This is a genomic window from Candidatus Tisiphia endosymbiont of Mystacides longicornis (assembly GCF_964031095.1).
Lineage (GTDB): Bacteria > Pseudomonadota > Alphaproteobacteria > Rickettsiales > Rickettsiaceae > Tisiphia.
This window is the reverse complement of record NZ_OZ035004.1, coordinates 454,336-466,345: the sequence shown is the minus strand read 5'-3', so window position 1 is coordinate 466,345 and position 12,010 is coordinate 454,336. Positions and strand designations below refer to the sequence as shown.

The 12,010-nt window shown below is 31.4% G+C and carries 10 protein-coding genes and 1 pseudogene; 2 read left to right on the top strand and 9 right to left on the bottom strand.

The genetic code is table 11. The annotated features are described in order from the left end of the window. On the bottom strand, positions 1 to 324 hold the full coding sequence (trxA, locus tag ACQH6S_RS02490; RefSeq protein ID WP_425360009.1) for a thioredoxin: 324 nt from the start codon (positions 322 to 324) through the stop codon (positions 1 to 3). Positions 325 to 456: 132 nt separating this feature from the next. Then, positions 457 to 1,281 (bottom strand): pyruvate, water dikinase regulatory protein, encoded by an 825-nt coding sequence (locus ACQH6S_RS02485; protein WP_425362051.1) that lies wholly within the window; start codon positions 1,279 to 1,281, stop codon positions 457 to 459. A 393-nt stretch (positions 1,282 to 1,674) separates the two neighbouring features. Between ACQH6S_RS02485 and hemE the strand changes: the two genes are divergently transcribed. Together hemE and hemH are read left to right on the top strand one after the other, a co-directional pair. After that, complete coding sequence (gene hemE / locus ACQH6S_RS02480) at positions 1,675 to 2,694, top strand: uroporphyrinogen decarboxylase (RefSeq protein ID WP_425360007.1); 1,020 nt, start codon at positions 1,675 to 1,677, stop codon at positions 2,692 to 2,694. After that, positions 2,672 to 3,775: a ferrochelatase gene (gene hemH, locus ACQH6S_RS02475; protein WP_425360006.1), complete on the top strand. Its 1,104-nt coding sequence runs from the start codon at positions 2,672 to 2,674 to the stop codon at positions 3,773 to 3,775. Before hemE ends, hemH begins: the two co-directional genes overlap by 23 nt. A gap of 301 nt (positions 3,776 to 4,076) precedes the next feature. Here hemH and ACQH6S_RS02470 read toward each other — a convergent pair. The 7 genes and pseudogenes from ACQH6S_RS02470 to murC form a co-directional block, all read right to left on the bottom strand. Then, positions 4,077 to 5,125, bottom strand: a pseudogene (locus ACQH6S_RS02470) (IS110 family transposase). A gap of 175 nt (positions 5,126 to 5,300) precedes the next feature. Then, positions 5,301 to 6,065, bottom strand: coding sequence for a hypothetical protein (locus ACQH6S_RS02465; protein WP_425364659.1), 765 nt, complete (start codon positions 6,063 to 6,065; stop codon positions 5,301 to 5,303). A 186-nt stretch (positions 6,066 to 6,251) separates the two neighbouring features. Further along, positions 6,252 to 7,490, bottom strand: a complete 1,239-nt coding sequence (gene ftsA / locus ACQH6S_RS02460; RefSeq protein WP_341749296.1) for a cell division protein FtsA — start codon at positions 7,488 to 7,490, stop codon at positions 6,252 to 6,254. A gap of 5 nt (positions 7,491 to 7,495) precedes the next feature. Further along, a complete protein-coding gene (locus tag ACQH6S_RS02455; protein ID WP_341759491.1) occupies positions 7,496 to 8,290 on the bottom strand; it encodes a cell division protein FtsQ/DivIB in 795 nt (264 codons plus the stop codon). Continuing rightward, a complete protein-coding gene (locus ACQH6S_RS02450) occupies positions 8,287 to 9,252 on the bottom strand; it encodes a D-alanine--D-alanine ligase (protein ID WP_425360004.1) in 966 nt (321 codons plus the stop codon). Before ACQH6S_RS02450 ends, ACQH6S_RS02455 begins: the two co-directional genes overlap by 4 nt. Further along, positions 9,245 to 10,138: a UDP-N-acetylmuramate dehydrogenase gene (gene murB, locus ACQH6S_RS02445; RefSeq protein WP_094649061.1), complete on the bottom strand. Its 894-nt coding sequence runs from the start codon at positions 10,136 to 10,138 to the stop codon at positions 9,245 to 9,247. Before murB ends, ACQH6S_RS02450 begins: the two co-directional genes overlap by 8 nt. 56 nt (positions 10,139 to 10,194) lie before the next feature. Then, entirely contained in the window at positions 10,195 to 11,646 is a 1,452-nt protein-coding gene (murC, locus tag ACQH6S_RS02440) for a UDP-N-acetylmuramate--L-alanine ligase (protein ID WP_341749300.1), read from the bottom strand. Between the last annotated feature and the right edge of the window lie 364 nt (positions 11,647 to 12,010).

Here is a 12,010-nt window from a genome sequence, read left to right as displayed (position 1 = left end):
TTACATTTTTATTGAAGAATCAATCCATTCTTCAATAGCATTTTTAGGAAATAATCCAGTCTTAGTAGCTAATTGTTTGCCATCTTTGAATAGAATCATCGTAGGTATAGCACGGATACCTAAACTTGAAGGTATATTAGGATTTTGCTCTATATCCATTTTAACAATTTTTACCTTTCCTACCAATTCCTTACTCAATTCTTCAATAATAGGAGTCAACATTTTGCATGGTCCACACCATTCAGCCCAAAAATCAACTAATACAGGATCAGTAGATTGTAAAACTTCTTTATCAAAAGAATCATCTGTTATATTACTTGTCATAGTCCCTTAATTATTAATTATCATATATTAGCTATAGAACTTATTCAAATTCAAAATTTATTTTAACAAATTATATGGATTAAAACTCCCATTGTAAATGACTGCTTTAAATTTGCTTAAAAATATTATAATCTATTTTTTAAAAACAGACTTATTACGATCATAATAAAGTTTCATAATCACAGAAGCAGTTTCTTCTACAGATCTTCTTGAAACATCAATTACCGACCATCCTTGTTGTTCACAAATTTGTTTTACTTGCATACATTCTTCCTGGACTACTTTAAAATTAGTATAGCTAGTATTATCACTTATCTGTAAAGAATGCATTCTAGTTTCTCTTATTTCAATCAATCTAGCTGGATCAATAACTAAACCAATTATAAGTTGTTTTGTTACATTTCCTAAAATATCTAAAAATGGATAACCATGTATATAAGGTATATTTGCCGTTTTAAATCCATTATATGCTAAATATACAGAAGTAGGTGTTTTTGACGTTCTAGAAGGACCAACCAGAATAATATCAGCTTCGTCTAATTCACTAGTCATCTGACCATCATCATGTCTAAATGTATAATCAATAGCATGAATTTTATCAAAATAACTTTCATCAAATTCATAATCATAAACTAAACTTCCTTCTGTTTCTACACCTAAAAAAGCTGAAATTTCTTTTACAATTCTACCTACGACAGAAATACAAGGAATTTTCAAATCATAACAAAATTTAGTTAAATTTCTTCTTAGTTCATAATCTAAAATAGTGTATAATACCAAGCCTGGCTTCATTTTAATTTTTCTCAAAACCTCATTCAACAATTCTACATTTCTTAACATTGGCCAATGATATAATTTTGACTCAATTTTACTAAATTGTGACAAAGCAGTATGAGCTGCATGCTTAACTGCTTGTACTGAAGAGTCTGAAACCAAGTGAATAACTAGCTTGTTCATAACTTATTAGTATTTGTGGATAATTTTTTATTCATACTTTAATATCTATATTAAAATTAACCAGTAATTAGGTATATATATCATGTATCAAGAGGTTAATAACCTATAAAATACAAAGAATAACTTTGTGGATAATTTTGTGTGTAAAATGCTAGATATCCAATATCCATCACGTTTCCTAACTTTAAACACATAAATTACTATAATTATCCACTTAAAAAATAATTATATAAATAATGTGAGTAATAATTACAATCAATATATTATACTAAGTAATTTAACAATAAAAAATGTGTATAACTACGTGTATATATAATATATCTACATATAAACAATCTCTACAACAACTAAAAAAATACTATATAACTATATAGATTAATATGGACTATATTTATGAACCAGATATTACAAACTTTTAAGAAAAATAATAATTATACTCCAATTTGGCTAATGCGTCAGGCTGGTAGATATTTACCTGAATACCAAAAAATAAGAAAAACTGTTAGTGATTTCCTAAATTTATGTTATGATGTTAATAAGGCTGTAGAAGTTACCTTACAACCCATAAGAAGATATAATTTTGATGCAGCTATAGTTTTTTCTGATATTCTTGTTTTACCTGATGCACTAGGCTGGGATGTTAAATTTGAAGAAAATATAGGACCAATATTACGTAAATTTCAATCAAAAGAAGATTTTAAATATCTTAAAGAAAATTCTAGTGAAAAATTAAATGTAGTTTATGAGATAATAAATAAAATTAAAGCAAATTTGCCAACTGATACTGTACTAATAGGCTTTGCCGGTAGTCCATGGACGGTAATGACTTATATGCTTGAAGGAAGAGGTAAACAAAATTTTGAGACAAGTAAAAGATTTATTTATGAAAATAATAATTTAGCACAAGAACTTCTAGACTTTATCACTGAGAAGACTATTATCCACTTAATAGGACAAGTAAGAGCTGGAGCGGACTTAGTACAATTATTCGATTCATGGGCAGGGATATTAGAAGAGACAGAATATGACCAGTTTGTTATACAACCAACAAAAAAAATAGTAATAGCTTTAAAAGAACAATTTCCTTACTTACCGATTATAGGTTTTCCAAGAGGTTCTGGGCTTTTATATGAAAAATATATTAATAATACTGGTGTAGATGTTATTGGGGTGGATCAATTTGTACCGGTTAGTTCTATGAAATTATGGAGCGAAAAAATTATTGTACAAGGTAATCTAGATCCTTTTATATTACTTACTAATCAAGAGATTATTGAGGAAAAAGTTAGTAAAATAATTTTAAATTTTAAAAAAAATAACTTTATATTTAATCTTGGACATGGTATATTACCAAATACACCAGTTGAAAATGTTGAGTTTTTAGTTAATTATGTCAGAAAATTTAGATATTAAAATCTCTCAAAAAAAAGTAGCTATTGTACTTTTTAATCTTGGTGGACCAGAGAGTTTAAGCTCAGTTAAGCAGTTCTTATTTAATTTATTTTATGACAGAGCGATTATTAATCTACCAAATCCTCTAAGATTTATTATTGCTAAAATAATATCAATTACCAGAAATAAAAAATCTCAAAAAATATACTCTCTAATAGGTAATAAGTCACCTATTTTACAGGAAACAGAATCTCAGAAAGATGCCATTATAGAAAAGTTAAAAAATACTATAAATGATGATTTTAGAGTTTTTATAGCAATGCGTCATTTTTCTCCTAATTCTGAAGAAGCCGTAAGAAGAATAAATGAATATAATCCTTCAGAAATAATATTATTACCATTATATCCACATTTTTCTAGCACTACTACTGGGTCTTCGATTAAAGATTTTGTATCTTCTTTCCAAAAAAATATACATTCAAATTTAGATATACCAATTAAAACTATTTGTTGTTATCCCATTGATGATCAATTTATTAAATCTCACTTACTGTTAATAAAAAAATCATTAAAAAAGTTAAAAAACAAAGGTATTTTTCGCATATTATTTTCAGCTCATGGATTGCCTACAAAAATAATAAAAGCAGGTGATCCTTATCAATGGCAAATTGAAAAAACTGTAGAAAATATAGTGTCTAATCTTAACATAGATAATTTAGATTATAAAATAACTTATCAAAGCCGTGTTGGTCCGGTGGAATGGTTAAAACCTAACACAGAGGATGAAATTGAAATAGCTGGTAAAGAAAATAAACCTCTTATAATAGTTCCAATAGCATTTGTATCAGAGCATGTTGAAACATTAGTAGAATTAGATATTGAATATAGAAAAATAGCTGACAAATATGGGATAGAATATATTAGAACTCCCACTGTGGGGGTAAATGAATTATTTATTAATAGTCTAACTAAGATGATATCAAATTTAATTGATTGTGGAGAAGAAACGAAAAACTTGATATGTAGTTCAATTAACAGGAAAATATGTCCTGGTAATTTTACTATGTGTCCTTGTATAGTCATGTATGAACCTACCCGATAATGCAAGAAAAAAATAATATATAACAGCAAAAAAATCGAATGCAGTCATGTATTCGGCTTATAGTTAATAAATTACCTTAAATTTACCCTATAGCCCTGATGGAATTCGCTGGCTTACAAACTTATACTTATCATTTCATCGACTTCTAAAGAGCCATTGACTATTTCAGTTTTCTCGTAAGCTAAGGTTCGTCTTATTTACCATCAATATTATCATTCTTTCGCATATTCCGGATTAGAATCTATTAAATTTCTATTTACCTATAATATTCTCTCGTCAACAACTAGTTTGTACCAATTCTTTAGCTACAAACTTTACTCTCGGTATAATCATTGCCTGAACTGAGTACCGCAAACACCACCCTTGCTAGTTTGTTAGCTACTGCAACAGTTGTTTTATTATGCCCATTTCGTTCAGATAAATTAAACATCCACTCGGTAAACTTGCTATAATCTTTTTTAGATTTTTGCTCTTCCGTGGTAAATCTTATTTTACTATTCAGTACTGCTCTTGCTCCTTGAATCAACAAAGTGTGTAAATATATATCACCTCTTTTACTAATGCCAAGCAACTTATCTTTGCCACCACTAGAATGTTGCCTTGGTACTAATCCTAGCCATGCTGATAATTGCCTGCCATTTTCAAAACAACTAGCATTACCTATTGACGCTATTAAGGCTGTAGCAGTAATTAACCCTATACCTGGTATCGTCATTAGTTGTTGGTGATTACTATACTGGCTAGCTATAATTTTTAATCTTTGTTCTAATTCTTTTATTTTTTTATCATTCTCTAGAAATTCTTCTTTTAACTCACTAAACGTTCGATAGCTTAGCTGGCTTAAAGCTCCTTCATCTAAAATCTCAGTTAATTTTGTCATAATTTTATTAATTCCTTGCGGTATAACAAAACCAAATTCATGTAATAATCCCCTGATCTCATTAGCAAGTGCAGTACGATTTTTTACCAATCGTTGCCTTACCCTATGAATAAATAAAATATCTTGTTGCTCTACAGTTTTGATAAGCACAAACCTCATATTAGGTCTCGCTACTGCCTCACATATTGCTTCGCTATCTGCTTGATCATTTTTATTAGTTTTAACATAAGGCTTAACAAATTGTGGAGCTATTAGTTTTACAGTATGACCTAATTTTGTTAATTCTCTTGCCCAATAGCTAGCTCCACCGCAAGCTTCCATGCCTACTAGACATTTTGGTAAGTTAGCCATAAAAGTTAGAACCTGCTCTCTCATTAATTTTTTCTTTAATATTGTCTTACCATTTTTATCTACACCGTGAATTTGAAAAATTCTTTTGCAATATCTATACCAATTGTGGTAACTTCCATATAGGTCTCCTTATTGTTGTTTAGGATTCATTTCCTATCCTAGAAGATTAGCATATGCTTCTCATTCTGTATATAGGGTAGGTTCATACCATTAATTCAGGAGAATTTGGTAGCAGGAGCGACGAGTAACAACGTCACCAACTTCTCATCAATTGACTATAACAATATCAACAACCTATTCGGGGCTATAATATTGCTCGGCTACAACACCTAATAACAATTCCGGATGCTCCCCTGTTCCTAAGCTATTTTCTGTCAGCTGTGTTTGCCCTACTTGCATTGAGGATTGCTCCTTAGATAGCAGCTTTACTTCTCCTATCACGACATCTAATTTTTGATCCATTTCCTTTAATTTCTGTATAATAAGTTCCATAATACCATCCTGCATATCCTGTTTCAATTGTTGTATTCCTTTGGAGATATTTTGGTTTTCTTCTAGCTTTGTACCAGTAACAGGTAATTTTTCTTGTATCGAATCTATTCCTTGATCGCTCTTCTTAGATAAGGTTTCTTCAGCCTTGGCTTCTTCAGCTCGTACTCTATTTTTTTCTAATATTTTATCTATACTTTCTTGTATGCTATAGTCTATCTTGTTAGTAGACAAAGTCTTGTTGTTATGCAAATTTATTTTCGTCAAGGTGTTGTTTTTCCTTATAGCTTTTAGTATCAACCTAGCTCCCTCATCGCCTATCTTGTTGTTGCTCAAATCTATATACGTTACAGAACTATTTTCTTCTAAGAAATGTGCTATCAACCCAGCACCCTCATTGGTTATTCTGTTGCCGTCCAAGTCTATCTCCGTTACGGTGTTATTATACTTCTCTAAGGCTTGCAATAATAACTTAACTTCCTCATTGCCTATCCCGCTCTTATACAAATCTATTTTCTTAATATCTACTCCTGCACGCATATCTTTAATAATGTCAGTAAGTCTAGTCATAATATTTGCCTTATAAATTTAATGTTATCCTTTTCGTTGAGACAAATAGCTACAGTCAATACTGAGCCTCTTTTTATAAAACGATATATTCTATATGATATAGAAATATATTTGATATGTAAAGTATTTTTGTGAAAAAAATTATTGGAAATATCAAGTTTAGTGACAATTATGTAATGATTATTTTCAGATATTTTCTTTTAGCCAGATTAGAAATTTTTTAAACCAACTAGCATCATTATTATCATTAATATCAAAATTATTCTTTTGTATTTTTAAAGATTGGGTTTTTACCATACCTATAGCAGTGGAATATATATGGGGATTATAATCTTCAGCAAAACCTGGTAAAATTTCCGGTTTACCAATTCGTACTTGTTTCTCAAAAATTTTACTTGCTAGCTCTTTTACTCCCCGGAGCATCGCTCCTCCGCCGGTAATAACAATGCGGTAGGCGACCATATTGCCTGCCACAACTCTATCGTGCTGAGCTTGAACCATCAACAATATTTCTTCTACTCTTGGACTGATGACGCATGCAAGATATTTTGAGGTAATTGCTGGTCTACCACTGTCAGGAATTTCCATTTCAAAATCTTCTAAATTAATAATATTATCTTTATCAAGAGAAGATGGCATGGCATTACCATAGAGAATCTTAAGTTTTTCTGCAACGTTCAGGCTTACTGAGAAGACTTTTGCTATATCAGATGTAATATGAAAGCTACCTATATCTATGTAGCTTGTATATATTAACTTGCCTGAGACAAACACGCCAAAAGAGGTAGTTCTTGCCCCCATATCGATTATGATAGAGCCAAGATTTTTTTCATCTTCTGAAAGACAAGCAATTCCTGACGCATAAATTGCTAATATAATATTATTTATTTCCACATGACATTTTGCAAAACAATTGGTAATATTCATTAGCATATTAAAATTTGCTGTGATAATATGTAATTCACACCCTAATTCTTTGCCAAACATTCCGATTGGATCTTCAATAGCATTATTATTATCAAGAGTAAATTCTATAGGGAAATAATGAATAATTTCTTGGTCTTTAATTTTGAATTCCAATAAGGCTTTTTTGATAAGTTTTTTGATATCTTGTGGTGAAATTGGCTGATTAGAAAGTTTTATTTTACTATTTGCATAATAAGACTTAGTGCCATAGCCTGTTAGTGATATAGTTATTTTTTTTATGTTTTTACCGCAATCTTTTTCTAATGCGTAAATCGCTCCGACTATGCTATTTTCCGCATCTTTTAAATCTAATATGACTCCTGATTTAATACCTTTTGAGTGATGCAGAACTTGGCTTACTATTCTTGCATCTTCTCTTTTATCAATATATGCTGCAATACAAGCTATTTTACTACTACCAAGGTCAAGAGTTAAAAAGTTAGACAATCTGGCTTTCATAATTCTTAATATTTTTCTATATAAAACTTACTCAAATCTCGTAAATCTATAGTTTTATAATTTTGATTAAATAATAGATTTTTCATATCCAATCCTGCAAGGTAATCTAAAGCACGATCAAACCCAGAATCTGGCATTTTAACAGTTATACCTTGCTCTAGATTTAAATTCCATCGTCTTTTCCCATAAAGTACCGAAGAGACAATTTTCTTAGCTAGTTCAGGGTATTTTGCTAAATCTTGAATTAATTTGTTAGTATAAATATTAGCATCCAATCCTACAACATGAGGAAGATTAGTGAAAGTACCTATATCAGTAGTAATTTTATATCCTTCTTCATCAATAAGGAAAACTTTCTCGTTAAATTGCCAGATAGCAATTGGCACTCTCTCAGTTAATCTTATGTAAATAGTATTAGGTAATCTTCTCTCAATAATTACAACATTTTTAATCCAAGGATTGCGTTGCAAATTACTCTTTATTGTTCCTAGGTCTAAAGAAAGAATAGGCGTACCCTTATCAGCATTTAAAGTTGCTAATATATCTTCTTCCTTAGTATTATATTGCCCTTCTATTAAAACATTTTCAAGTCTAAAGCTAATATCAGAAGTGAATTCATAAATATTTTGGATAATTTCTTGCCTTACAGGAGCAAAATAGTTGGTAAAGAAAAATGAAGACAACAAAACTACTAGGGTAATTTTAATAAAAAATACCGCTCTAATATACACCATTGCCAACTTTCGTCGTAAAGGTATATTGGCTTTTTTCTTCTTATTAGACGCTTTATTTCTCTTCATGTGTCAATACATGCTGTTTCTAAGATTCTTTCCACTAACGAGCAGAAGTCTATCCCCTGTAAAGCAGCTATTTCTGGTATAATCGATAAGGGAGTCATACCAGGATGGGTATTAATTTCTATAGTAAAAATTTCATTCTTACTTTCGTCAAAAATAAACTCTGCTCTAGCCACACCTCTACAATTCATGGTTTGATATATTCTTTCCGACTCTTCTAGTAACTCATTATATATATTTTGTGGTAATGGAGCTGGACATAAATGCTGGGCAAATCCATCAGTGTATTTAGTATCATAATCATAAAAACGCTGTTTCAGGAGTTTTATTTCCAATACCCCTAAGGATTCGCCGTTTAAAACGGCTACTTGCATTTCTCGCCCCTTAATATATTCTTCAATCATTACCTGATCACCATAAGGAAAATCATAATCAGCAAAGTTAAAATCATCTTCAGCAAATATTACTTCAACGCCTATACTTGATCCCTGGGCAATAGGTTTTATAACATAGGGTCTTGGCATAGGATCAGCCTTAATGTTATCAGATTTATTAACGACAATATGCTTGGCTACCTTAATATCATTAGCAACAAACCATGCTTTTGCATGTATTTTACTAAATGCTAAAGAAGAAGCGAGAACCCCACTATGAGTATAAGGAATTCGCAAGATATTGAGTAACCCAGGCAAACAACCATCTTCGCCATAAGTACCATGTAAACAATTATAAACTATATCCGGTTTTATCTGTAAAAGTACCGAGGCAATGTCTACTCCCATATCTATAAAAGTAACTTTATATCCACTATCTACCAAAGCTTTGTTAACTCCCGAAGATGATACTAAAGAAACTTCTCGTTCAGCCGACATACCGCCACCTACTACCGCCACATGTTTTTTTCCTTTATCACTCAATATTGTAACCTTAGAATTAGCAATAAAACTTGTTTGATATTTATGCATATTTCCCTATTCTTTTAATTTCCCATTTTAGATCAATTCCACTATTTTCAAATACTCTTTTTTTAACAAGATCCCCAAGATTTTCTAAATCACCAGCAGAGGCATTGCCATGGTTTATCATAAAGTTACAATGTAGTTGCGAGATGGAAGCACCACCAATTTTGTATCCCCTCATGCCGGCTTTATCGATTAGTTGCCATGCTTTATGATTTTCTGGATTAGCAAATGTACTACCACCAGTACGTTCTTTAATTGGTTGGCTTGCTAGTCTGTTTTTACTTATTTCATTCATTTTTTCTAGGATCATATTACTGTCCCCCATCGTTGTCTTAAATATAGCTTTGGTTATAATCAAATCTTGTGGTAAATTATTACCTCGATATTTAAAACCTATTTCTTCGTTAGGGATGGTAATAAAATTACCTCTAGAGTCTATTGCTTCAATTGCTAGGATAATATCTTTAAATTCCGAGTTATAGGCACCGGCGTTCATTACCACTCCACCACCTATAGTACCTGGTATACCGCTTAGAAACTCAAAACCAGTAATTGAATGTATTTGACAAAATTTAGCAAGATTAAAATTAAGGCAACTACTTCCTACCGATAGTTGCCCTGCCGGTAATTGGTGGTCTGGCATTAATTCTATATTAGTAAAATTCTGACCAAGTTTTATCACAACCCCCTCTATACCACCGTCTCTAATAATAATATTTGATCCAGCCCCTAAAACAGTTATTGGTCTCTGTTGTTGGTTTTGTGCGACAAAATCTGCTAAGCTTGATGAATCTAATGGTTTAAAAAATATCTCCGCAGGTCCACCAACTTTAAACCAAGTTAAATGACTTAAATTGTAATTATTTTTATATTCACCAGCTATTTGCATAATTATAAAATATCTACTTTACAGATTTATTCTAATTTTTGGATTGCTTCGTCGGCTTACGCCTCCTCACAATGACGTTCTTGGGTAAATTGCTGATGCAAATTATTTGCCCAAGCAGAAATACTTCCAGCACCCATCATAATTATTATATCATTTGGCATAGCTTCCTTGGCAATAAGACCAGCTATATCCTGGTGATTCTCGATAAATGATACCATCGAATGAGATTTAGTATCCTTGATTTTGTCTACTAAAATTCTTCCCGTTATACCGTCTATTGGCTGTTCACCGGCAGCATATATATCTGTGATATACAGCTGATCAGCATCAAAAAAGCAAGTTATAAAATCATCAAACAAATATTTAACCCTTGAGTATCTATGTGGTTGGAAGATTGCTATAACTTTACTATTTTGCTTATTAGCAATATTTCTTGCCGTAGCAAGTGTAGCTTTTACTTCTTCCGGATGGTGAGCATAATCATCAATTATCGTAGCGTTATTATATTCGGCTACTTTAGTGAATCTGCGTTTTATCCCTTTAAAGCTATTAAATCCATTTTTAATAATTTTAATACCAAAATCAAGCTCTACGGCTATCGCGATAGCCGCAAGAGCATTAAGGATATTATGCCTTCCCGGAGTAGGTAAGGTGATGTGTTCGATAGTTGTTACCCCATTTACGTTAGGTAGACTAATTCGCACATCAAAAGTTGATGATTCAATATCAGAGTTTAAATTAAAGGCTTGTATGTTGGCATCATTTGAGTCTATTCCATAAGTTATGATTCTACGCTCAAATATGTCATTTACTAGTTTTCTAACAATTTGGTGATCAATACAAGCCACGGCAAAACCATAAAATGGTAAATTAGTTACAAAACTCTTAAAAGCTTTAATTAAACTATCAAAATCCTTATAAAAATCTAGATGTTCCGGATCGATATTAGTTATTACTGCGATCGTTGATGGTATGTGAATGAAAGTTGCATCAGATTCATCAGCTTCAGCTATTAGATAATTCCCAGATCCAAGATATGCATTGGTGGATATATTATTAATAATACCACCATTAATTAGCGTTGGGCAAAGCCCAGCCGCTTCAAATAAACAGGCAACGAGTGATGTAGTCGTAGTTTTGCCATGCGAACCAGAAATTGCTATGGAACATTTTAGCCTCATTAATTCAGCTAGCATTTCAGCTCGCCTAATTATTGGTATTTTTTTACGTATAGCTTCCTGAATTTCAGGATTATCTTTATTAATAGCCGACGAGACCACTACATATGAAACATCAGTAATATTCTGAGCTTGATGACCAAGGAAAACCTTAATACCATTATTTTCTAGTCTTGTGGTATTATAATTTTCGGCTATGTCAGAACCTTGCACTTTATATCCGAGATTATGTAGTATTTCGGCAATGCCGCTCATACCAATTCCCCCAATGCCGATAAAATGCATAGTGTCAAGAGTCCCATTTATTTTTTTTAACTCTAATAGAAACATGTATATAATAATTAATTGTCTATCTCTTGCATAATCAGTTTTTAACTAAAGGTCAAGCTCTAATGATGAGTATACAACAATTATAGCGTACACTAAGCGTTATTAGAAAAATATTGTAAAAAATCAATGACGAAGTAATATTATATCTGATTATATACTCACCTTACGCATAAACTACATAACAATTTAAAAATTCCGGAAAAGTACAAAACGCTATTAGCGAGACCACTACGTGGTCGAAGCAATCCACATTCATTAGATTGCTTCGTCGCTACTAAAGTAGCTTCTCGCAATGACGCCAAGCTATTTTCTATATTACTTTTAAATGCCATGAGTAAGGTGAGTAAATCATTATTTACATTGA